The following is a 21,446-nucleotide window of genomic DNA, read 5'->3' as shown; positions in this document are numbered from 1 at the left end:
TCACCTGGCCGACTCGATACCGGTGTTGGTGTTGGCCAGTGCAGCCTCAAGCGGGTGCAGGACGGTGGCCACCTTGTACATGCGGTCCCCCACCTGCCACACGGCGCGGCCCGGTTCCTGCCGCGCCCACGTGGTGATGGCATGCACGGCCAACGGGCCCAGGCCCAGGATCTCGTCGAGCTCGCCTGCGACCTTGGGGCCCTGGCCGTGCAGGATCTTGATGTCGGCCAGGTGCAGCATGTCCCGGGCGATGGTCTGGGCCACCGAGCCCTCGTCGCCGGCCGAGAGCAGGTCAGACGGTTTGTGCGCGACCGCGTACTGGATGTCCCCGCCCTGGCCGGCGAAACCACGGGACAGGCGCATGTCGGCGTCGAACGCCTTGACGGCCTCCGGCCCCAGCCGCAGCTGCCGCCACGCCTCGTCACGGACCACCACGCGCTGGTCGGCCCGGGAGACGACCTCGCGTTGCCCGGCACCCCAGGAGCCCAGACACGTCAGGGCGATACCCACGGCCTCCTGGGGCAGCCGGGACAGGGACAGGGACTGGATCGGCGCGAGCCAGTCGATGTCGACGTTGGTGTGCGCGTCGAACATGCCGGCCAGCGCGCCGTTGACCAGCTGGCCCAGGGCGTCGCGCAGCAGGCGCGTGGAGTCCATGAACTGCCGTGTGCTCTCGAACCGGGTCGCCGCCACCAGCTCGGGGGCAGGGTTGTCCAGGGCGTGCCACAGCCCGGGCAGCGTGGTCTCGGTCAAGAAGGTGGCGCCAGCGCCGTACCCGGTCAGGTCGGCCAGGGCGGTGCGGACCACGGCCTCGTCGCTGGGCCCGAACGGGACCAGGCTCTCCCCGATCTGCTGGGACCCGACCAGCGCCCGGATCAGGGTCAGCCACCGGGAGAACACGGACTGGGCGCGACGTTCGGCCTCCACGGCGTCCAGCTGCTCCCAGCCGTGGGCCAGCGGGCCGAGGGCCAGAGGGTTGACCCGGGCGCCCAGGCCGGCACCGAGGGCGATCGGTTCGACCCCCAGGAACCGGCACACCCCCTCGTACTCGTCCTTGGTGTCGCCCAGGATCAGGGCCCGGTACCCGAAGTCCATCATCCGCAGGATGAACGCCTTGGTGGTCCCGGACTTGCCCATGCCGGGCTTGCCGAAGCACATGATGTTCGGGTTGCTGATCGGCACATCGCCCCGGACCACCCAACCGAGCGGGTCGCAGTGGAACGCTGCCCCGGAGGCGACGTCGATGCCCATCTGCGCCCCGGTCGGGGGCAGTGCGGGGGTGGGGATGAACGGCCAGAACGCCGGAGCCTGGTCACTGGTCATCCGCCAGGTCGCCACCGGCGCTTTCGCCGGGGCCCAACCGCGATCTACCTTCCGTGGTCCTCTGGGACTGGTGGGCCGGAACACCCGAGGCTCCCGCTCCTGCTTTGCGGGCGTCGGTGCCGGTGGGGCGTCGTGACCGAAGTCGGCCAGCAGACGGGCCACGTCCCGGCCGGTGCTCGCCCGGCGGCTCCTCGAGGCGGCGCGCATGCTCAGCCCGCCTTCCGGGTCAGGCAGATGCCCATCGGCACCACCGAGGCGGCGAAGGCCACGTCGTGGGCCAGGTCCAGGCGCAGCGGGGCGAACCCCGCCCGGCGGATAGAGGAGTCCAGGCGGCGACCGGCCTCGGCTGCCCGGACCGTCTTGGGCACCGTGACCGTGGCCACGGCGTAGGGAACGGTCAGGGAGTTTCCGCGGGCCAGCTTGGACTCCAGGGCGCGCACCTTCTGCGACTCGTCGACGTCCTTGGTGCGCTGCTTCATCCGTGCTGCGACCCGCAACGACTGCCCCAGGTCGGCACCGAACTCGCTGTTGGCCGACTGTCGGTCGGCACGGCCCGGCGGCACCAGGGGGTAGCAGACCATGAAGGAGCGCCGCTCCCCGTCCTGGTGCGGGATGAGGACCGGGGCCAGCGCCCCCATCGCGGCCCCCTTGACCGGCAGCTTGACCGTCGAGGAGACCGAGTTCCACGCGTCGTGGGAGTAGTGCCGCACGGCGGCGTCGGCACCGGAGGGGCCGGCCATCTCCCACGGCACGTCGGTGCACACGCCCGTCTCGGTCTGCGCGGCGGCCAGGGCGTCGATGATGGTCGCCCGGTCCCCCGGGGCGAACCCGGTCCGGCACGCCTGGGCCAGCTGGGGGCTGGTCAGCCACTCCACGCTCGAGACGCCCAGGCCGCCGCGCAGGTGGGACTCGACCTCGGCGATCGCTGCGTACAGAGCCCTGGCGCGACCGTTGACTCCCCCGCCGTACTCCCGGGCCACCTTGCCCAGCCGTGACTCGGGCACCACGACGGTGACGTACTGCTCGGTGCGCACGGTCGCGGCGGTCAGCGACTCGTGCAGGTCGTCGTTGATCGCCGTGACCTGGGCCGGGGCGCCCGGGCTGCGGTGGCGCCGGACCCAGTCGGCCCGCTCGGCACCGTCCTCGGGGACGGTGCGGACCATGAAGATCACCTCGCAGGCCAGCTCGGCCCGCACGGCCGCGTCGAGCAGCTCGGCCAGGCCCTGCCCGTAGACCTCCCGGTCCTGCGCCTCGGCCATGCCCAGTCCCGGGTGGACGATGCAGGCGGTGACCGCCCAGGTCCTCATCGAGTGGTTCTGGATCAACGCGACCCGCCGGTGGGAGTGCCCCGTGGGTGGGCCCTCGTGGATCACGACGCTGGCCAGGATCCCCGGCAGGTCCGCCTGCTCCTGCTCCTGGGGTCTGGCCTGCCCGGTGGTGGCCCGCGCCCGGAACCTGGTCCAGCCGGCCAGGGTCCCCGCCGCCAGGGACACGGTCGAGGTGATCCACCCGGTCATCGACCGGCCCCGCACCGGGACGGCCACGATCCCGAACAGCAACCCCCACAGGAGGATGGACAGGCCCACCGCGGCCCAGTCCTGCTTGGAGATCGACCAGGCCACCGGCAGGACCGCCGTGGCCAGGAGGCCGAGCTGGAGGCCGGTGAGGCCGAAGAACCACCCGATGCGGGCGCGGGTGTAGTCGCGGTAGACGGTCATGGCCGTGTCCTTCCTGACGTCGTGCCGGCGGGGGTCGTGCTCCGGGCGGTTGGGGCGACTCTCACGGGGTCACGGCCCCGGCGTCGGCACCGGCGGCTGCCGCACCGGTCCCTGAGGTCGCGCCGCCGCCACCGGGTGGGGTGATCGGTCCGGCCCCGGTGCTGGGACTGGTCTGTGCCGGAGGTGGTGCCTGGACCGCTCCCCCGCCGGCTTCCCCGCCGCCGCTGTCGGTGTCCTCGCCGCGTTGTTCGGGGTGGGCGAGCCGGTGCCGGTCGCCGGTGGGCCGGGAGGGTTGGAAGTCCGGGACGTAGGTGTTGTGGCCCACGCCGGCCTGGTTGGCCAGGTCCGCGGCCACCGCGGCGCCGCGGGTGCCGGCCGAGACGAACGACCCGACCCCTGCCCCGATCACGGCGGCCGCCGCGCCCAGGGCCGGGTGGGCCAGCCCGCCGGCGGTCGATCCCAGGCTGGTCGTGGCCGTCACCGCTCGCTGGTTGGCCTGGCCCTCGGCGGACACCTCCCCCGCGGGGCGGCCGTGCCCGTCGAGGGTGGACGCGGCCCCGGAGGTCGCCACGCCGCGGCCGGTGAGTCCGCGCAGACCGCCGTGGGCCTCGTACCCGGCGCGCATCGCGGCCCCGGAGGAGGTGCCGGGGTCCACGAACGCCAGCAGCTTGAACAGGGCCAGCGGGGAGAACGCCGCGATGCAGATCAGGAACACCCCCGGGATCGCGGTGCCGATCGTCGTCGCCAGCCCGTCAGCCTCACCTTGGACGACGCCGGTGGTGACCGAGGTGCCCAGGCCGAGCACGAGGGCGACCAGGACCGGGGTGAACGCGGCCGCGTGGAACCACCGGAACGACGTCCAGAACCAGCCCCTGGAGAACCCGGCCGCCAGCCCGGCGGCGGCGATCGGGCCGGTGGCCACCAGCACCAGCAGGGCACCGGCCCGGGTCAGCATGACCAGCAGGAACCCGACCCCGCCGAGCCACAGGACCAGGCCCAGGAACCCCAGGACGGTGGCCAGCAGCGCGTCGGTGATGTCCTCGGCCGCGATGACCAGGGAACCGGAGGGTTCCCAGTGGGCGAACGCCTCGACCCCGAACATGGCCCGCAGCAAGGACCTGGTCAGGCCTTGCGCGGCGGCCAGGATCATCACCGTGTACCCGACCCAGGCGGCGAACACGACGACGAACTGGGCGACCCCGATGCCGGCGTGGGCCAGGTCGGTCCCGTCCCGTCGCCAGGCGGCCACGCCAAGCTGGACCATCGCCAGGATCAGCAGCAGAGCGATCGCGAGCCAGAACGTGGTCCGGTACACCTGTCCGGCCGGGCCGTCCGCGGTCACGTCGGGGGTGAGGATGGCGTCCACCAGGCCCAGGACGGTGCGCAGGAACCACAGCCCGCCCATCCAGATCGCCAGCATGATCGAGGTCCACGCGTCAGCTACCAGCTCCCCGACCGCCTTGGCCGCCAGGTACTCGAACGGGTTCGGCATCACGGACCACCCCCCGACCCACCCAGGCCGGTTTCGGCACCGGGGGGCGCCTGCCCGGTGGGCTGGTCACTGGCCGGGGTCTGATCGGGGGCCCAGGGGCGCCACCCGGCCCGGGCGGCCAGGTCGGTCCCGGGCCAGGTCGAGGGTGCCGGGGACACCGGGCGGGTGGTGTCGATCACCCACCGGTCGCCGGTCCAGGTCATGGCCTCGCAGTGCCCGTAGGCGGCCCGGGCCTGCTCGACCAGGGACGCCTCCAGCTGCAGAAGGACGCACGCCACCGTCCAGTCCGGCCCGTCGGTGCCTTTGACCTGGCCGGCGGCCGGGACCACGGTCACGGCCAGGCCGGCCTCCTTGGTCTGCCCGGCCTGGCCGGCGGCGGTGAGGAAATCGGTGACGTTGCCGGTCATCACCCACCTCGCCGGGTCGGCACCACCGGTGGACCAGGCCCGGTAGATCTCGTGCGTGGCCGGCACCGACATGGCCCGGATCACGGTCACGTCGATCGCCGCCAGCTGTCCCACCGCACCCTCGGGGGCCCGGGGGAACCCGGTGGGCACGTCCACCGGGCCGGTCGTCGTCGGCGAGGGCACACCCAGGGGCTCGGCGATCGTGGTCGTCACCTGCCCCTGCCGGTAGGAACGTGGGTCGTCCACGGACACCATCGGCGCGTCCGCGATCCGTTCCCGCCGAGCAGGGCCCTCCTGCGGAAGGGTGGCCTCGTCCAGCACCACCTGGACCGGCGGGGTGTCCTGTCCAGCCAGGGTGTCGGGTTCCTCGCCGGTCAGGACCTGCCAGATGAACAGGCTCAGGCCGACCAGCAGGACCAGGCCTGCGGCCAGGGCTGCGGCGAGGATGGCCAGCAGTCGCCCGCGGCCCCACGCTCCGGGTGTGGTGGTGGTCATCTCAGACGCACCCGGTGCCCATCATCGCGTCCAGGATCCCGGGCAGGATCAGGTAGGCGATCACGGCGACGAAGACGATGACCAGGCCGATGATGCCGCCCGTGCTGGCATGGGGCATGCCGAACATGCGCCCGCCGGCGATCGCTGCCACGGCGATGACGACGCCGAGGAAGAACAGGATGCCCACGCCCCACAGGACGTACCCGAGGATGTTGTCGACGTGGACCTGCGCCCCCGGTGGGGCCTGCGGGCAGACCTGGGCGACCAGGGAGCCGGCGTGGGCCAGGACGGGAGAGAGGGGGGTGGTCATCGGGTGCTGCCTTTCGTCGGTGCGGGTCGTGCCCCGGTCAGGCCGAGGGCGTGCAGGAGGTCGGTGGCCGCGGTGACCAGCCCGCGCGGGAGCGGTCGGGTGTCCAGGCCGTGCACGGCCAGGCCCGGGTCGTGCGGGACCAGGGCCACCCCGGTCAGCAGGTCCCGGGTGGCCGGGCCGGTGCTGTGCCGCACCGCCGCGGGCCACCGGCGCGGGGCCGGCCCACGCACGGCCAGCACCGGCCTCGGGCCTGAGGGCCCCAGGCGTTCCAGGGTTTCTTCCAGTCGTCTCATGCCCGGGACGGTGGCGGTGGTGACCAGGACCAGGTGCTGCGCCGCGGCGATCGCCGGGCCCACCCACCCAGGGGCAGCCTCGAGCCCGTCGGGGTGGCACCCCGCGTCGACCACCGTGAGCGGTTCCTGTGCCAGGCCTTCCGGGTCGGTGGGCGGGTCGGGGTCGGGCAGGGGCACCGGGCCGGGGTGCTGGCGGCGGTCCAGGATCACGTGGTCGCGGCGGCCGCGGACCCACCCGGTGCCGGTGGGTCCGAGCTCGGCGGTGGCGTAGGCGGCCAGGCCGCTCGCGCCCGGGGCGGCGGTCTCCAGCAGGTGCACCGGGCGGTCCGTCGCGGCGGCCAGGGCGACGGCCACGGTGGTGCACCCGGCGAAACCGTGGCACCCGAGCACCGCGACCACCTCCCCCGCCGGGGACCACTCGCCTTCGGCGGTCGGCGCACCCGGGGCCGTCGAGGGGTGCGGGGTGGTCCTTCGGAAGCGGCCGGCTGCGGCCGCGTGCCACGCGGCCCGCAGCTCGGCCACGCTCACCCCCGCCCGGCTGGTGCCGGGCGGGTCGGCCGCATGAGGGGTCACCGGTGTCGAGGCAGCAGGTCCCATGACGGCCACATGCAGGTTGCGGGTGGGTGCGGGGTTCATGCGGTCCTGGCCCGGTCCGCGTACGTGGCCTGCAGGGCCTCCAGTGCCCGGTGGGCCCGCCGGAAGATGGTCGTGCGGGACGAGCCGTGCTCGCGGGCGACCTGGTGGGCCGCGGCCCGACTCAGCAGTCCCGCCCGGCACAGCGTGGTCGTGCGGGTGGTGGTGTGTTCGGACAGGTCCAGCAGCACCTGGCAGTCCTGCCGGCTGACCACCCCCCGCCGGCGGGCGTCGGCCAGCAGCTCGTGCACCAGGTCCACCGCCCCGGCCGAACCACCGTCCGGGGCCGGGGCGGGCAGCAGGTCCATGTCCTCCGAGGGGGTCTCATGGTCCACCCACCGGGCCGTGACCTCCAGGTCGAGCAGGACACCGCGGCGGGCGCTCAACATCACAGAGGGGGCGACCTTGACCCGGTTGCGCCAGGCCACCGTCCGTCCGCTGATCCACAGCTGGGCCGCGACCGCCTCGTCCACGTCCGGGCCGTACCGGGCCAGCGACCGGGACAGGCGCACCGCCCCCGGCATCAGCACCCACAGCAGCACGCCGGTGGCCGCCGTCTCTCCCCCGCCGTCGGGTGCACCCAGCTCGGCCAGGGCCAGCAGCACCTCGTTCGCCCGGGCCGGGGCGGCGTCCAACGACCACTGCCGCAGCCCCTCGGGTCCCACCCCGACCTCCAGGCACGGGTGCAGCCCCGCCCAGGTGTCCCACCGGGACCGGGCCGTGGCCAGCAGGTCGCAGTCCCACCCGGTCAGTCCCAAAGCTGTCGCAACACTCATCTCGAGCTCCTCTTCTCGTGCGAACACCACGAGAAGCTCCCCGAGCAGCGCTCCCGGTTACGTCCCCACCAGGGCCCCACCACACCCCTGCCAGGGTGGGGACGCTGGAAGAACCGCAGGTCAGGGCACGTCCCTACACGTCCCTGGAAACGGCCCTTGACCCAGCCCCCGACCACGTTGACCGAGGAGCTCGGGTGAGCGTTACGCTGCCCGGTGCCGGCTTCGACCGGCCCGCGGGGGACGTGCGCGTCGCCCGGTAGCCCATCACCGCCGGGCAGACCCCACCGCCGCGGGCGGCCCTCCCGGGGAATACCCCCCCCCTGCACCCGGGAGGGCCGCACACAGGCCACCACGTACCCGTCCGAGGGTCGAGCACCTCATGGTCGATACCGGGTTCAGGTCCGTGACGGAGGCGTCGTCGTGACACGACCTTGCCGTCACCTGTTCCGACCCACCCACGGCGCCGTGAGACGTCTATGGGACCCACGGTCGACGACGAGCGTCGTCCCCCGGTGTCCGCGGCGCCCTGGTCAGGACGGGCCGTTCGTGCCCGCCGGTGGCTGGAGGGGCCCGCCCGGCCAGGCGCTCTCTAGAGCGTCTGTGCCGTGGGCACCCGGTGATGCTTGAAGTAGGCGTCGTCCCCGTCGGGCCAGTCGTTGTCGAGCAGGATCACGTGCACCTGGGTGGGTTGCCCGCCGTAGGAGACGTCCTTCCAGATGGTGATTCCCTCGACCCCCTCGAACGAGCCGGCGTCCTTCTGGACGGGCGCGCTTCCGCGGTAGGCACCGTTGAGAGTGCTGGACGCAGCGGATGTCGTCGGTGTGGCCCGAGGCGATGGCGGCAAGTCCGCTAACGGGGAGTAGTGACCCGCGCGTCGCCGGGGCACGCCTCAACGGTTCGGCCCTGGCGTGGGGTGACGTCTTCGCCTTCCCCAGGTGCGGTAGGGGCGTCGATCGGGAAGGACCTGTCGGAGAACAGGATCTGGCGTGCAGCAGCGCGGCCGGGGGTCGTGCGCAGGCCGGTGAAGGCGGCTTCTACCAGGCGGGATGAGCTGGTGTGGGCGAGCACGGTCCGAAGAGCTGTTCGGCCCCGGAGCCGACGGCGCAGGGGGGCCGCGTCGTAGCGGTCCAGGCTCTCGCGCCGTCCCGTCCTCAGTGCCTCGTCGAGGATCAGCGCCGCGTGGTCCGACAGGCGCAGGCACGGGTCGAGCCCTCCGGCGGTCAGCGGGGACACGGCCCCCGCGGCGTCCCCGACCAGGAGACCGTCCCGGTTGCCGATCCTGCGGAGCAGCCCGCCCACAGGGATCGGACCGGCACGGTGTTCGACCGGTCCGGTGCGCGTGGCGGTCGACAGCCCGGGGGCCTGGGCACGGTAGGTGGCCAGGCTCTGGCGCAGGCCGTGGCGGAACTGGGCGGGGTACCCGGCTGTCCCGACGTGGACGTGGACGCCGTCGTGCACGACCCAGGCCAGGTAGCCGGGGGCGATCCGCGGGTCCAGGGTGCAGTGGAACGTCGGTGGCGGATCGGTCGGGTCGTGCACCGGGTAGGTCTCCTCAGCACCCACGAGCAGGGCACGGTTGGTGTCCAGTCCGAGGTCCCTGGCCACGCGGGAGCGGGCCCCGTCGGCGCCGACGACCAGGCGGGCGAGAACCCGGACTGCTCCGTGCGGTCCCTGCAGGTGGTAGGCCGCGCCGTCGCGGCCCTGGTAGCTGGTGCCGAGCATGATCTGAACCCCGTGCTGCTCGGCCTGCTCCCCGGCCCACGTGCACAGTTCGGCCATCCGGCCCACGCGGAACTCATCCCGCTCGCTGCGAAGGTCCACGGGTCTGCGGTGGCTGGGTGGGTAGAGCACCACGCGCCGGATCGCGGGGCCGAGCGTGTGCGGGGGGAAGTGGAAGTCCTGCAGGGTTCGGTGCACGAAGATGCCGGTGGTGCGGATCCCCACGCCCAGCGAGGCCCGGCTGTCCACGAGCAGCACCTCGTGGCCTGCTTCCGCCAGCCGGGTGGCGGTGCGCAGTCCTGCCAGGCCGGCGCCCACCACCAGGACGTCGACGTGGACGGTGACCGGAAGGTCAGCCATGGCAGCAGGTCAGCCGGTGCCGGACGGGCTGTCACCGTCCGGCTCCCAGCGCAGCAGGTCCCCCGGTTGGCAGTCCAGCGCCTCGCACAGCGCTTCCAGGGTGGTGAACCGTACCGCCTTGGCACGGCCGTTCTTCAGCACGGAGAGGTTGGCCGGCGTGATGCCGATCCTGTCGGCGAGCACGCCCACGGCCATCTTGCGCCGGGCCAGCATGACGTCGATGTCCACGACGATCGGCATCAGATCACCTCGTCGAGCTCGGAGCGCAGCTGACGGGACTGCACGTCGAGGGCGACCGCCTGCGCGAGCAGGGTGCGCATCACGTAGACGAGCAGGGCGACCCCCGCGGCCACCAGAGCCAGCCCGGAGATGATCCCCACCATCCCGGGAGCCACGGCGTCACCCTCGACCGCGTGGTTGGCGAACCTGGCCACCACCGCGACGCAGAGCACGAGAACCGAACCTGCCGTGATCGCACCGATGACGATGTGGACATAACGGAAGCTGGCCGGGGAGAACACGGTGCCGCGCGCGGCCATCGTCAACAGCCTCCACACGCACACGGCGATGACCTGCAGGCACAGGATGCCGAGGACGGCGATCACCGCCAGTGAGGTGCGGAACCCCTCGCCCGCCTCGTCCATGTCCAGCCACAGCAGCGGGACGATCAGCACCTGCACCACCAGCGAGCCCAGCAGCGCGATCGCGAGCACCACCCGCAGGCTCAGCACGACCCACCTGTTCATAGCCATCTCTTTCGTCGAGAAACAATGCAGAGGTATCGTACAACGATAGATTCTGAACGTGCAACGATGATCGGAAGGTCGCGTGGCCGTGCCACCCCCTCCAGGCCCCACCTGGCGGCCAGGACCGGACACCCGCATCCGGTCCTGACGTTGTCGTCCGGGCGGCCCCGGTTCAGCATCTGGAGCACCATGACGTGCCGGGCCTGTCTGAACCGGGTGGGTTACCGCAGGCCGAGGAGCCGGGCTCCGATGGCGTCGTTGAGCCGCGTGGGCAGGACTGCGTTCATGGTGACCATCGCTCGGGCCTGGGCCCCGGCGGCGTAGCGAGCACGAGGGCGGCGCGCGGTCAGCGCCTGCTCGACCACCCGGGCTACGACGTCCGGCGGCACGGTCCGGGACTGGAGCGTGCTGACCAGCTTGAGCATGCCGCTGATGTGTTGCGCGTAGAGCTCGCGGTGGTTGGCCGCCATGCCCTGCTCCATGTCATGCAGCAATGGCTGGATCTGTTGCCACGGGCCGGTGTCGGTGGGGCCGGGCTCTACGACGGACACCTCGATGTGCCAGGGCCGGAGCTCGACCCGGAGCACGTCCGCGACTGCTTCCACCGCGAACTTCGATGCGCAGTAGGCGCCCTCCATGGGCACCGGCGCCCGGCCGCCGGTGGAGGAGATGAAGACGATCCGGCCGCCGCCGGCACGGATCTGCGGCAGTACGGCCTGCGTGACGGCGACCTGGCCAAAGAGGTTGACCTCGAACTGGCGGCGAAGGTCTGGGACGGAGACGGTCTCGATCGGGCCGAGCACGCCGATGCCGGCGTTGTTGACCAGGGCGTCCAGCCGGTCGGGCAGGTTGTCGGCCAGGGCGGCGACGTGCGCCTCGTTGGTGATGTCGAGCAGGTCCCTCGTGATGCCGCGGTCCTCGCGCCCCAGGCCCTCCCCGGTGAGTTCCTCGCGCACGCCGGCGAAAACGGTCCATCCGGCGCGGGCCAGCCGCAGCGCGATGGCCTCGCCTATCCCGCGACCGGCTCCGGTGACCAGTACCGATGGCATGGGGAACATCCTTTCCGGCAGGCGCCCCGCCTCACCCGTCATACTACTCGCGTAGTGGCACGGTGTCACTACTCATATAGTGCTCAGATGAGATCGTTGCGGGACCGTGCCCTCGATGCCGCCATCGAGTTGGTGGGCACCCAGGGCCTGAAGGCCTTGACCCACCGCCGGATCGACGAGCGGGCCGACCTCCCGCCGGGGTCCACGTCCAACTACTTCCGGACGCGCGACGCCCTCCTTCGTGGGGTGGCGGACGCCATCCTCGAGCGGGAGATCTCTGGGATGCGAGCCACGTTCGCCCCGCAGTCGGCCGAGGAGCTCCTCGAGGCCATGGTGGCGCTCCTGGACCGCACCACCGAGGACCAGCGCACACTGACCAGCGCCCGCCTGGTCCTCTTCATGGAGGCGAGCCACAATCCCGCCTTGCGTGAGAGCCTCGGACGGGGTCGGGCAACCTTTGAGGCCGCCCTGCAGGGGGCACTTGCAGAGCTGGGCGCCACGGACCCGGTTGCGGCGACCCGGGCCATGATGGCGTGCGCGGAGGGACTGATCCTGCATCGCGTCGCCCGCCACGACGACAGCGACATCCGGCCGGCCCTCGAGCTCGTCGTCCGCGCCGCCCTGGCCTGAACGCGTTCATGACCCGCCAGCGAACGAAGGCGACCACCGTTCCGACGCTCGCTGGCCTGGCGCACGGGTCGCGCAGCCCAGACGACCCGGCCGCGCGACCCGACCCCCGCGGACAGACCCGGATGGCTGCAGCGCTGGGGGCATCTGCCCGGCTCTGGCCGGCAGCCACACCCGGCGGAGCCCCGGAGCGTTGGCGAGCGTGACGTAGATCATCACCGTGCGCTGGCACGAGTGGGTCATCCGCGTCCTCGGGTGCTCCCGCCCGTGTGAGAAGGCGCGAACAATTGAAACTCGGAGCGGGGGACGGTCAGGGGCAGCCCTCCGCGACGTCGTGCGCCAGTGGTTTCAACGCCTGGCCGAACGGCGTCCCCTCCAGGAAGAACTCCCTGATCTCGAGGATCCGGTTGGACACCGTGCGAGGCGCCTCTACGGCTTGTGCCTGGAAGACTTCGCCCAGGCAGGTCGCGTTCTCGTTGGGCGACTGCGACGCACCCGCCGTACCTGCGACTCCCACCATGACCGTTCCGGTGATGGCGGCCACGGCAATCGTCCTTGACATCACACCCATGACCAATCCCTTCTCAGTTGCTCTCGACAGCGTTCGCTGTTGATGCCAAATCTAGAAGTGCCTGCTCGTGCCTGACAGTGGCGCTTTGGCCACCCTCAACCGCGTGCCATGGGTGGATGTCCCGGCACGGCCTCCTTCGCGAAGCCTGCAACTTGCCGGGCAAGGCCCGCGGCCTACGACCACGAGGCGGCTCGCCGGCGGCTCACACAGACGCCGTCAGGTCTGCCCGCGAGGGGACCTCTTGTCGCCAGCGCACGGCGAGCTCCGTGCGGGATCGTGCCCCGGTCCGCGCGAAAGCATCCTCCAGGTGCTTGCGCACTGTCCTCGTGGTCAGACCGAGACGACGCGCGATCTGCTCGTTGGTCAGCCCCAGCGCCACCATGGACGCCACCTGCTGCTGGCGAGGCGAGAGGACCTCGGCCCCAGGGACGCCACCCGAGAGCTGGCGCAGCGCCCCAAGGCTGGCGCCGACCTGCAGGGCGGCACCGACTGCACGCGCGAACAACTGCAGCGTCTCGACCGTCGGGTCGTCGAAATCTCTGTCGTTCCGCCAGAGCGAAAGCAGGACCAAGCGACCCGGTGCCCGATCAAGGGTCAGCCCGCACTGGTAACGAGCCCCGTGCGGGCGCAGACACAGCTCGAACACCGCGCTGCCTTCCAGGGCCGGCAGGTCGACCACGTCTGTCAGCCGGGGGGCAGGTGTCGGAGTACTGGCGAGGTGGGCCGCGTACGGATGGGAGGGGAGCAGCCGATCCCACGTGGCGAGCATGGTCTCGGTCAGCGGCGCGCAGCCATGAAGGACCAGCAGCGGGTGTTCGGCGCCGGGAACGAAGAGCGTCGACCCTGCCTCGAAAGTTGCGCACGAGACCAGATCCGTCCCGATGCAGTCGGCAAGCAGTTCCAACACCTCGGGCAGTGCGTCATGCCCTTCCGCGAGCTCGTGGCAGAGAGCACTACCCCTGCGCGTCAGGCGCCGGCCATCCATCTCTAGAGAATGGGGTCGGCTCGGCCGCCACGCAAGGGAAGATCGACCGTCCGCAAGATCCCAACGGGGGTGAGCACTACCTCGGCTTCGGAACAGGGCCGCTCCGACTCGCCTTGCGGGTGCGTCAGACGGCCCGATGGCTGTCGTCCAACAGCCGCCGACCGCGGCGCAGCCGTAGAGATGCACTACTTTGAACTGGAACCGGCCGAGCAGCGCAGGCGACTGGATCAGCGCCAAGCCGAAGCCCCCCACGCGAGCTGGCCGATGTCCGAGAATGACCTGGCCACATGGGCGCCCACGATCGAGATCCCCTCGCCAGGTGAGCTCCACGGCACCGACCCGATCGACGCACCACCCGTAGGCTTCGACACCTGGGATGACTGGCGCCTCCAGCGCTGGCCGCCCTCGGTCCCTTGAGACCGACGTGCCTCGGTCCTCTCGTTCACTGCCACAGCTGCGAAATCCGTCAGAGGGCTCAGCGGATCACCTCGGCGGAACACGTTCGACCGCACGCGGCAGTAGCGTGCGGCCTCGCTCAGGGCGGCAGCACCGCTGGTTCTCCTCGGCGGGAACTGCGCCGCCAGGTGGGTGCGCACCATGGGCCAGAGTCCGGTCTGGAATTGATCGTCGCGGCCGCCTGGCCGGACCGGAGCCCGGTGGGGACGCCCCTCTGCTGAGCATGGCCCGGCGGGTGAGGATCGGGAGCCGGTGGACGAGCCGTTGGTCCAGGGCGGCGTCGTGTGGATGTTGGTGATCGCGCCGTCGCCGGGAATGCGCACCGGGAACTGACGGTTGCTGCCGCCGGAAGGTGACGAGCCCCGCCGGGGCGAATTCTTGTGAGAAGGAGCACGATGAAGGCAGTGTTTTACGACGAGTACGGTGGTCCCGACGTCCTTCAGTACGGCGACCAGCCTGACCCGAAGGTGGGGCCGGACAGCGTGCTCCTCGACGTGCGGGCATCGTCGGTCAACCCGGTCGACTGGAAGATCACCGCCGGCTACCTCGACGCTGCCCTGCCAACCTACTTTCCGGTGATTCCGGGTTGGGACGTGGCTGGCGTCGTCGTGGAGCCGGGAGTCTCGGTGACCGAGTTCCAGGCCGGTGACGAGGTGATCGGCTACGCCCGCATGGACACGGTGGGGTTGGGCACGTTCGCCGAGCGGGTCGCCGCTCCGGTGCGGGCTCTTGCCCGGAAACCGCGCAACGTGTCCTGGGCCGAAGCAGCCACCATCCCCCTTGCGGGACTGACGGCGTACCAGTCACTCGAGGCGGTCGGCGCGACCGAGGGTGACACTGTCCTGGTGCACAACGGAGCGGGCGGCGTGGGTACCTACGCCATCCAGATCGCCACGGCGTGGGGAGGCCGCGTCCTGGCCACTGCGTCCGAGAAGAACCACGACTTCCTGCGCTCGCTCGGCGCCGAACCGCTGACCTACGGCGACGGGCTCGCGGAGCGCATCGCCGAGGCGGCGCCCGATGGGCTTGATGCCGTCGTCGACTTTGTGGGAGGCGACGACTGGATGGCATCCCTGCCGTACCTGAAGACGCCCGAGCGGGTTGCCTCCGTGGTCGACGACAGAGTGAAGGAGAAGGGTGGCCGTTACATCTTCGTCCGTCCCAACCCTGTCCACCTGCTTGCGCTCACCGAGCTCGTGGAGGTCGGGAGGGTGAAGCCGGTCATCGCCGACACCTTCCCGCTGGAGCGCGCGGCCGACGCCTTCCGTAGCAGCATCGAGGGACATGTGCGCGGCAAGATCGCCATCACCATCGGCGACCAGAGCTAGGTAAGGCTTGTCGGACCCTGCGCCGGGGTGGCAGCCGCCGCTGCTTCTGGCGCAGGGTCCGTACACTCCCGCTATTGAATATGGAGCACTTGTAGGTTGGCGCATTGCCGCTCCTCTGCCTTCGGAGCGGGCCTGGAGCTCCTCGGCTGAGCCTGGCATCGCCCACCTCGATCCGACCTAGTCCAACAGTTGCACACTCGCGGCTCGCACGCGGCTGAGTTGAACGGACAAGCCGGCCCCTGTGCGGCGTGACCAGACCTTTCGCGACCAGCGGCAGATCCGGGCGAGCGTAGCCGCCCTCAGCGCGGCTACGTGTCTCATTGACGGCAGGATCGGGCCCGGCCAGGCTCGGTCCCAGGTGACCGGGGCGGTCGTTCTCTTTGCGGCTGCCCACGCTCTTGGCGTGAGGCTCACAATTGGCGTGCGTCGTCCCGGTCACCGCCAGGGCTGCGAGAGGCTCAAGAGGGGTATGCCCAGCCGTACGTAGCGGTGCCCTCCCAGCTCGACACCACCGTTGTTGTCGCGAGCAAGGGAGCACGAGCATGGACGAGCAGGTTCCGCGGGTCGTGATCGGGATGGACCCGCACAAGCGCAGCGTCACGATCGAGGTCATGACCGCCGAGGAGGCAATCGTCGGCAGCGGCCGGTTCGGCACCGACCTCGACGGGTACGGCCGGCTGCTGGCCTATGCCCGTCAGTGGCCCCAGCGGGTGTGGGCCGTCGAAGGGCGCGCGGGCATCGGCAAGCACGTCGCCGACCGGCTGGTCGCCGACGGTGAGGACGTGGTCGACGTGCCGGCGAAGATGTCCGCGCGGGTGCGGATCTTCGCCACCGGGCAGGGCCGGAAGACCGACGCCACCGACGCCCACTCCATCGCCCTGGTCGGGGTACGCATGTCCGGGCTGCGCCCGGTCGTCTCCGATGACCAGCTCGAGATCCTGCGGATGTGCGTGGACCGGCGCCGCTCTCTGGGTGAGGAGCACGTCCGCAAGGTGTGCCAGCTGCACAAACTGCTGCTCGAGCTCATCCCCGGCGGGGCCAAGACGTTCCTGTCCGCGGCCCAGGCCAAGGAGCTGCTCAAGAAGGTCCGCCCCACCACCGCGGCGGGCAAGGTCCGCAAGACCCACGCCCTCGAGCTGACCGAGGACCTGGCCCCGATCTACGCGCGCACCAAGGCCGCGGACAAGGAACTCACGGCCCTCGTCGCCGAGACCGGCAGCTCGCTGATGGACCTGCACGGCATCGGACCCTCCGGTGCCGCCCGGCTGCTCGTGGAGGTCGGCGACATCACCCGCTCTCCCGACCGCAACCACTTCGCGTCCTGGACCGGCACCGCCCCGGTCGACGCCTCCTCAGGCGAGCACGTCCGCCACCGGCTCTCGCGAGGCGGCAACCGGCAGATCAACCGGGTGCTGCACATCATGGCCGTCGTCCAGCTGCGCACCAGAACCACCGAAGGCCGGGCCTACTACGACCGGAAGAAGGCGGCCGGGAAGACGTCGATGGAAGCGCTGCGCTGCCTCAAACGACGCCTGTCTGACCTCGTGTACAAGGCGATGCTCGACGACCTCGCTGGACACACGACGACGGGCCCGGGAGGGCAACTGGGTGACGACTCTGACTCCAGCGCGACCGGCTCACAACCCGCTGCCGGCTCTTCGGACAAGCCTCTTCCCGGACCCGCCGCTCCCAAGACTAGAACCCCTCTTCCGGCGGCGTCTTGACATAGAGGGGTGCCAATAGCGTGCGACCACGCTCCTGGCGGCAGTAGCGGGCGCCCAGTGATGGCCGCGATTCGATGCCAAAGGGTGGATTGCCGCAACGCTGGACAGGAGCGAGCGGGCCGTGTCATACCTGAAGGGTTCCCGGTAAGGAGCGCGCAGCATGAAGTTGCGCCTGGCCCTGAAGGGGAGCACACGGTCTACATCGAGCACGGCGTCTGGTACGACCCTTCGACCAAGCACATCCATGTCACGGCGCCTGGCACCAAGGGCGCGCACTGGTCCTACGGCAAGTCTGATAAGGGCTATCTGCAGTACAAGGCGATGCTGCGGGAAGCTCCGCGCTGGCCGGATGGTGTCGACCCGAGGCACATGAAGTACCAGGTGCGGCAATCGGGTGCGTGCTGTGGCGCGCTGGCAAACCTAGGTGGTGAGGGTACTTCGGGCTCGGGATGAGCCCTTTGATACTGCTCGCCGGCACCATGGCCAGTCCTGCTTCAGGGGTGCGGCTCCGGGGGAGACCCCCGGGCACGACCGGGCGGTCGACTGGGCAAATGCGCACGCCTAACTGGTGGCAGATGCCTATGTGATCGGTCAGCAGGTCGTGCTGGTTTCGGTTGCGGGGGCTGCCAGGCGGGTCAAGCATGGGGTGATCCGCCCCACCGCCCCTGAGGAGACCGCGTGCCCGAGGAACTGCTGCGGCAAGGCGTCGACTGGCTCGTCCTGCTGATAGAGGCGGCTGGAGCGGTCGTCATCGGCGTGGGTGCAGCCTCCGCCTTCGTGCTGTTCGTCTACGCCGTGGCCCGCCGGGACACCGCCGGCTTCGTGCGGGTCCGTCTGCTGCTGGGCCGCTTCCTGGCGTTGGGGCTTGAGTTCCAGCTGGCCAGCGACGTGCTGACCACAGCGGTCGCGCCGACATTCGAGGAGATCGGCAAGCTGGCCGCCATCGCGGCCATCCGGACAGCGTTGAACTACTTCCTGGCCAGGGAGATCAACCGCGAGCGTGAGGAGCTGGAGCGGGCCACGACGAGCGTCGATCCGACGAAGCCGTGAACCAGGTGCTCGACGTCGTCGCGACGGCGGTCGTGGGGCTCGGCATCTTCGCCGCCGCGGGGGTCGGCGCCCGTGCCGGTCTTCGCCAAGGCGTGCCCGTGCTGCTCGACTTCCTCCTCGCCGCCGGTCTTCTGCGTCTGTCGACCGACCTGGGCTGGGCCGGTGCCGGCAGCGTCGCCCTCATCGTCACGATCCGTCACCTGGTCACTTTCGGGCTGCACGTCGGTGGCTCCGCGGCCGAACCGTTCAGGCACATCCCTGCGGGTCGTGCTGGGCGGCATAGGCAGCCAGCACCCGAGCGGGCTCAGCACCTAGATGGATGAAGCCCTCGTCCAGGGCGGTGCTCAGCTGCTGCACCGCCACAAAGAGCCGACCGCCGCTGCTGCGCACCGCGGGCTCGGACGCCTGCATCGCTGCGGCCTGCAGCCGCAACAGGTACCGCGCCTGGTGGGCGAGGGAGAGTTCCGGCCGGGACTCGCGGAAGTAGAAACCCTCGCTGTGCTGTGCAAAGTCGACCACCACCATGCCGACGTCCGCCCCGAGGGTGTCAAGAACTCTGGTCACGGCCACGGGGTCGGTGTCGTGAAGGGAATCGGCGTAGCCGGTGTCTGCCAATCCCTTCAACTGCAGGGCGAGCGCACGCCGGCGGGACAGCGGCGCATACACCTGCGTGAACCACGTCAGGCCGGCTGTCAGCAGCGCAAAGCCAGTGAGGGCCTCCAACGGGGACACCGCCCTGATCCACGGGTCGGTGGCGACCACGTCGCCGTAGCCCAGTGTCGTCAAGTTGACCGCCGAGATGTAGAGCACCTCAACGACGTCGGAATACTGGCCGGGGTCAATCCCAGAAGAGTAGGTGAAGCCTTCCGGAATGTGTGGAAGGCAAACGAGAGCCCATCCGCACACCTGCAGCAGTACCCACACCAGCAGCACCATGAGCATCGCCGAGGGACCCACGACCCCGATCCGGTGCTTGGTGGCCCGTGAGAGTCTCCACAGGCCGGCCAAAACGGCCGAGCTCAACTTCCCCTGCCCTGTAGGGTGCAACAGCGTTCGAAACATGTCCTGCAGACCGGCCAGCACGAGCACACCACCCGTGACGGTCAGGACAACGGGCATCATCACGGCGCTCCCTCGTGCGCAGCCTGCTGCCTTGACTGGTCCCTCCCGTGGACCACTCCGGTCCCTGGCACATCACAGGTCTTCCACATCGGGCGCTCCCTTCGTCACCGCGCGCCCGCGCGATCCGATCGGCCGGGGCGATGGGACCACGGTAGGGCCACACGGAAGCGACACGCGCCTACCGGCACCGTGACGAGCATCCCGAACGCCGAGAACCAGACCGCACCGGTGCCCAAGCACGCTCGTGCGCGACCAGCGGCAGTAGCGTGCGGCCACGCTCAGTGCGGCAGTAGCGTGCGGCCACGCTCAGTGCGGCATGTCAGTGAGTTCGGATCAGTTGCTCGACGACGTCGGCTAGGTCGTTGACCGGGCGGGTGCCATCTACTTCAAGGGTCGCTCCGCGGCGGAGCAGGGGCTCGACGGTCTCCGCATACTCACGGATCTCCATCTGGTCACGCGTTGTCTTGCCGTAGGGGTTGTTGGTCCGACCTCGCACGCGGTCGAGCAGGACGCTGACCGGTGCACTAAGCAGAATGATGTGCTCGAATCGGTCGTAGAAGAGGACCTGGTTCTCAACGGTTCCGGAGACGACGATCGTGTCGTGCTCCGCAAGCAGGCTTGACATGCGTGTTTCGTCCCACCGCCCCGGATGGTCCTCCCACCCGCCGTAGTCGGTGTCGACCGTTTGATGGCCCCGCCGGCGAAGCTCGTGCAAGAGGGTCGTCTTGCCAGCACCCGACATCCCGGTCACCAAGATCCGTGCCATGACCGCAACCTACTGGCTGGGCGAAACTTCCCGGAAGCGGCAATACCGGACGTTTGCTCAGCCCCTGCATCGGCCACGGGATGATTCCGCGTTCGAGTCCGATCCGAGGGCCAGGTGACGCCGGGGGTTGCGGGTTTTCGCGTCTAAAGGTCGGGCCGCACCGCCCGAACGGCCGACAGCAGTCCCTCGGGCCGCTGCAGCCCCACCGTGTACTTGTGGCCGTTGCGCATGGTTACTTGCACCGCGTCTCCCTTGCGCAGGGCCAGAGCAGTGGCGCCATCGATCTGGCCGACTCCAAGGACGCCCATCTGTGCCAAAGGGTTCACTTCGACCCGGTGCAGTGTGGAGACTTCTCGCAGGCTGACCCTCTTGCGCCACACCGGAAAGAGACGCAGTCGCAATTCCGCAGCCGTGACCTCGACCACTCCGTGGATCACCAGGATCAGGCTCGTGACGCCCAGCCCTATGACGAGCCCGACCGTTCCTTTCAGCGCCGACATGGGTTCAGTCACGGCAGCGTAGACCACAAGTCCGGCCACCACGATCGCGCCAAGGCGGACAGCCCACTGGAGTGGGGCAGGGAGGAAGAGCTTCTCCTGGAAGGCGGCCACATCGCTCACCGGCCCTAGAGTATCGCGATGCCTAAACCGGGCCGGCAGCACTAGAGTGGCCACGCTCCGGGCGGCAAGAGCGGACGGCGCGAGGCTGGCCGCTCGGAGTGGTTCAGGGAAACGTTGCGGTTGGCCTCAGGTTGTGTTCGGCGGCCGGAGGGAGGGGCCGCCGGGTGCTTCCCACGAGCCGTCCGTTGGGATGACGCGCCTGCGCTCGAACCCGCGATACCACGTGCCCTGATGGGTAAGTTGCCCCTGATCCCCCTCCGCGAACTGGCCGTACTCGCGTGGTGGGATCTTGACCTCGATGCGTTCACCACTCCCAACCTCGAACGTGGCGAAGTAAGCGGTCTGCACCGCGCTGTCGCCCGCCCCGCCCTCGGTGTGGGTCCGCTTTCCGACCACCCGTGCGGCGACGGTCTGCTCGGGCAACGCGGAATTGTTGGCGAAGGTCTGCCCGGCTTGGACCAGCTTCACGACGACCACGATCACGAAGATGATGAAGAAGATGCCCATGAGCACCGGCATCGCGGAGAACAACCCCTCGCCCGGTCCAGCAATAGGGTCGAGAGACACCCCCGGATCGAACTGCACGTCAGGATCCATGGCCGGGCCCGATCCGTTGGCGCCTGCCCACAGCGGCCGCCACATGGTCGTATGCATCAGGCCCACCTCCTCGATGAGTGCCAAGGTTCAACTCGGCCCAGGTCGGACGCTACCGTCCGGCGACGGGTTCCCGCGGCCAGCACCCCCCGATCGGGTCAAGAACCTTTCTTGGGTCCCCGGCAAGCGCTGTCCGTGCCGGGCCAAGCATGTGTTCGGCCAGGCGGACGCCCCGAAGACCTAACGCCCTCCGAGCGGCAGATGCGCGCGTCCTCCGGTACG

21 protein-coding genes are annotated in these 21,446 nt (G+C 70.4%); 4 read left to right on the top strand and 17 right to left on the bottom strand.

The window, feature by feature from the left end; all coding sequences use genetic code 11:
- From FJR00_RS13870 to FJR00_RS13815, 11 genes are all read right to left on the bottom strand, one after another.
- Positions 1-1,323: an ATP-binding protein gene (locus FJR00_RS13870; RefSeq protein ID WP_238330501.1), complete on the bottom strand. Its 1,323-nt coding sequence runs from the start codon at positions 1,321-1,323 to the stop codon at positions 1-3.
- 209 nt (positions 1,324-1,532) lie between these two features.
- A complete protein-coding gene (locus FJR00_RS13865; RefSeq protein ID WP_141339249.1) occupies positions 1,533-3,041 on the bottom strand; it encodes an SCO6880 family protein in 1,509 nt (502 codons plus the stop codon).
- Between the two features lie 61 nt (positions 3,042-3,102).
- A complete protein-coding gene (locus FJR00_RS13860) occupies positions 3,103-4,533 on the bottom strand; it encodes a TrbL/VirB6 family protein (protein WP_141339248.1) in 1,431 nt (476 codons plus the stop codon).
- The gene (locus FJR00_RS13855; RefSeq protein WP_141339247.1) at positions 4,533-5,435 is read right to left on the bottom strand and encodes a hypothetical protein; all 903 of its coding nucleotides are present in this window, start codon (positions 5,433-5,435) and stop codon (positions 4,533-4,535) included. Before FJR00_RS13855 ends, FJR00_RS13860 begins: the two co-directional genes overlap by 1 nt.
- Position 5,436: 1 nt before the next feature.
- The gene (locus FJR00_RS13850; protein ID WP_141339246.1) at positions 5,437-5,745 is read right to left on the bottom strand and encodes a hypothetical protein; all 309 of its coding nucleotides are present in this window, start codon (positions 5,743-5,745) and stop codon (positions 5,437-5,439) included.
- Complete coding sequence (locus FJR00_RS13845; RefSeq protein ID WP_141339245.1) at positions 5,742-6,674, bottom strand: hypothetical protein; 933 nt, start codon at positions 6,672-6,674, stop codon at positions 5,742-5,744. Before FJR00_RS13845 ends, FJR00_RS13850 begins: the two co-directional genes overlap by 4 nt.
- Positions 6,671-7,447, bottom strand: coding sequence for a hypothetical protein (locus tag FJR00_RS15840; protein WP_181409637.1), 777 nt, complete (start codon positions 7,445-7,447; stop codon positions 6,671-6,673). Before FJR00_RS15840 ends, FJR00_RS13845 begins: the two co-directional genes overlap by 4 nt.
- Before the next feature lie 849 nt (positions 7,448-8,296).
- A complete protein-coding gene (locus FJR00_RS13830) occupies positions 8,297-9,526 on the bottom strand; it encodes an NAD(P)/FAD-dependent oxidoreductase (protein WP_141339243.1) in 1,230 nt (409 codons plus the stop codon).
- Between the two features lie 9 nt (positions 9,527-9,535).
- Entirely contained in the window at positions 9,536-9,766 is a 231-nt protein-coding gene (locus FJR00_RS13825) for a helix-turn-helix domain-containing protein (RefSeq protein ID WP_141339242.1), read from the bottom strand.
- Positions 9,766-10,272, bottom strand: coding sequence for a DUF2975 domain-containing protein (locus tag FJR00_RS13820; protein WP_141339241.1), 507 nt, complete (start codon positions 10,270-10,272; stop codon positions 9,766-9,768). The genes FJR00_RS13825 and FJR00_RS13820 overlap by 1 nt, the downstream gene beginning before the upstream one ends.
- A 221-nt stretch (positions 10,273-10,493) precedes the next feature.
- Positions 10,494-11,321, bottom strand: a complete 828-nt coding sequence (locus FJR00_RS13815; RefSeq protein ID WP_141339240.1) for an SDR family oxidoreductase — start codon at positions 11,319-11,321, stop codon at positions 10,494-10,496.
- 87 nt (positions 11,322-11,408) lie between these two features.
- Here FJR00_RS13815 and FJR00_RS13810 point away from each other — a divergent pair, with 87 nt between their 5' ends.
- Positions 11,409-11,951, top strand: coding sequence for a TetR/AcrR family transcriptional regulator (locus FJR00_RS13810; protein ID WP_141339239.1), 543 nt, complete (start codon positions 11,409-11,411; stop codon positions 11,949-11,951).
- A 307-nt stretch (positions 11,952-12,258) separates the two neighbouring features.
- Here FJR00_RS13810 and FJR00_RS13805 read toward each other — a convergent pair whose 3' ends face one another.
- Both FJR00_RS13805 and FJR00_RS13800 read right to left on the bottom strand, forming a co-directional pair.
- Positions 12,259-12,492 carry a hypothetical protein gene (locus tag FJR00_RS13805; RefSeq protein WP_141339238.1) on the bottom strand — a complete coding sequence of 78 codons (234 nt, stop codon included), beginning with the start codon at positions 12,490-12,492 and terminating at the stop codon, positions 12,259-12,261.
- Positions 12,493-12,721: 229 nt separating this feature from the next.
- Entirely contained in the window at positions 12,722-13,504 is a 783-nt protein-coding gene (locus FJR00_RS13800; RefSeq protein WP_141339237.1) for a helix-turn-helix transcriptional regulator, read from the bottom strand.
- Positions 13,505-14,355: 851 nt separating this feature from the next.
- Between FJR00_RS13800 and FJR00_RS13795 the strand changes: the two genes are divergently transcribed.
- The 3 genes from FJR00_RS13795 (at position 14,356) to FJR00_RS13785 (ending at position 18,062) form a co-directional block, all read left to right on the top strand.
- Entirely contained in the window at positions 14,356-15,288 is a 933-nt protein-coding gene (locus tag FJR00_RS13795; protein WP_141339236.1) for an NADP-dependent oxidoreductase, read from the top strand.
- Between the two features lie 542 nt (positions 15,289-15,830).
- Positions 15,831-17,012 carry an IS110 family RNA-guided transposase gene (locus FJR00_RS13790; RefSeq protein ID WP_141339235.1) on the top strand — a complete coding sequence of 394 codons (1,182 nt, stop codon included), beginning with the start codon at positions 15,831-15,833 and terminating at the stop codon, positions 17,010-17,012.
- A gap of 678 nt (positions 17,013-17,690) precedes the next feature.
- A complete protein-coding gene (locus FJR00_RS13785) occupies positions 17,691-18,062 on the top strand; it encodes a DUF1622 domain-containing protein (protein WP_141339234.1) in 372 nt (123 codons plus the stop codon).
- A gap of 246 nt (positions 18,063-18,308) precedes the next feature.
- On the opposite strand, the gene FJR00_RS13775 is transcribed toward FJR00_RS13785, so the two are convergent.
- The 4 genes from FJR00_RS13775 to FJR00_RS13760 form a co-directional block, all read right to left on the bottom strand.
- On the bottom strand, positions 18,309-19,184 hold the full coding sequence (locus FJR00_RS13775) for a potassium channel family protein (protein WP_238330505.1): 876 nt from the start codon (positions 19,182-19,184) through the stop codon (positions 18,309-18,311).
- A 319-nt stretch (positions 19,185-19,503) separates the two neighbouring features.
- Entirely contained in the window at positions 19,504-19,950 is a 447-nt protein-coding gene (locus tag FJR00_RS13770) for an AAA family ATPase (protein WP_075957153.1), read from the bottom strand.
- Positions 19,951-20,093: 143 nt separating this feature from the next.
- Positions 20,094-20,570, bottom strand: a complete 477-nt coding sequence (locus FJR00_RS13765; protein WP_141339232.1) for a hypothetical protein — start codon at positions 20,568-20,570, stop codon at positions 20,094-20,096.
- A gap of 126 nt (positions 20,571-20,696) precedes the next feature.
- A complete protein-coding gene (locus FJR00_RS13760; RefSeq protein ID WP_141339231.1) occupies positions 20,697-21,251 on the bottom strand; it encodes a DUF2500 domain-containing protein in 555 nt (184 codons plus the stop codon).
- Between the last annotated feature and the right edge of the window lie 195 nt (positions 21,252-21,446).

The organism is Ornithinimicrobium kibberense (genome assembly GCF_006519705.1).
In the GTDB taxonomy this organism is placed as follows: domain Bacteria; phylum Actinomycetota; class Actinomycetes; order Actinomycetales; family Dermatophilaceae; genus Ornithinicoccus; species Ornithinicoccus kibberensis.
The sequence above is the reverse complement of the archived record's forward strand: the minus strand, read 5'-3'. Positions and strand labels throughout refer to the sequence as shown.

What these genes read in the sequence shown, in the direction of transcription:
- FJR00_RS13870 (WP_238330501.1), bottom strand. Translation starts at nt 1,323, where the DNA reads ATGACCAGTGACCAGGCTCCGGCGTTCTGGCCGTTCATCCCCACCCCC.
- FJR00_RS13865 (WP_141339249.1), bottom strand. Translation starts at nt 3,041, where the DNA reads ATGACCGTCTACCGCGACTACACCCGCGCCCGCATCGGGTGGTTCTTC.
- FJR00_RS13860 (WP_141339248.1), bottom strand. Translation starts at nt 4,533, where the DNA reads ATGCCGAACCCGTTCGAGTACCTGGCGGCCAAGGCGGTCGGGGAGCTG.
- FJR00_RS13855 (WP_141339247.1), bottom strand. Translation starts at nt 5,435, where the DNA reads ATGACCACCACCACACCCGGAGCGTGGGGCCGCGGGCGACTGCTGGCC.
- FJR00_RS13850 (WP_141339246.1), bottom strand. Translation starts at nt 5,745, where the DNA reads ATGACCACCCCCCTCTCTCCCGTCCTGGCCCACGCCGGCTCCCTGGTC.
- FJR00_RS13845 (WP_141339245.1), bottom strand. Translation starts at nt 6,674, where the DNA reads ATGAACCCCGCACCCACCCGCAACCTGCATGTGGCCGTCATGGGACCT.
- FJR00_RS15840 (WP_181409637.1), bottom strand. Translation starts at nt 7,447, where the DNA reads ATGAGTGTTGCGACAGCTTTGGGACTGACCGGGTGGGACTGCGACCTG.
- FJR00_RS13830 (WP_141339243.1), bottom strand. Translation starts at nt 9,526, where the DNA reads ATGGCTGACCTTCCGGTCACCGTCCACGTCGACGTCCTGGTGGTGGGC.
- FJR00_RS13825 (WP_141339242.1), bottom strand. Translation starts at nt 9,766, where the DNA reads ATGCCGATCGTCGTGGACATCGACGTCATGCTGGCCCGGCGCAAGATG.
- FJR00_RS13820 (WP_141339241.1), bottom strand. Translation starts at nt 10,272, where the DNA reads ATGAACAGGTGGGTCGTGCTGAGCCTGCGGGTGGTGCTCGCGATCGCG.
- FJR00_RS13815 (WP_141339240.1), bottom strand. Translation starts at nt 11,321, where the DNA reads ATGCCATCGGTACTGGTCACCGGAGCCGGTCGCGGGATAGGCGAGGCC.
- FJR00_RS13810 (WP_141339239.1), top strand. Translation starts at nt 11,409, where the DNA reads ATGAGATCGTTGCGGGACCGTGCCCTCGATGCCGCCATCGAGTTGGTG.
- FJR00_RS13800 (WP_141339237.1), bottom strand. Translation starts at nt 13,504, where the DNA reads ATGGATGGCCGGCGCCTGACGCGCAGGGGTAGTGCTCTCTGCCACGAG.
- FJR00_RS13795 (WP_141339236.1), top strand. Translation starts at nt 14,356, where the DNA reads ATGAAGGCAGTGTTTTACGACGAGTACGGTGGTCCCGACGTCCTTCAG.
- FJR00_RS13790 (WP_141339235.1), top strand. Translation starts at nt 15,831, where the DNA reads ATGGACGAGCAGGTTCCGCGGGTCGTGATCGGGATGGACCCGCACAAG.
- FJR00_RS13775 (WP_238330505.1), bottom strand. Translation starts at nt 19,184, where the DNA reads ATGATGCCCGTTGTCCTGACCGTCACGGGTGGTGTGCTCGTGCTGGCC.
- FJR00_RS13770 (WP_075957153.1), bottom strand. Translation starts at nt 19,950, where the DNA reads ATGGCACGGATCTTGGTGACCGGGATGTCGGGTGCTGGCAAGACGACC.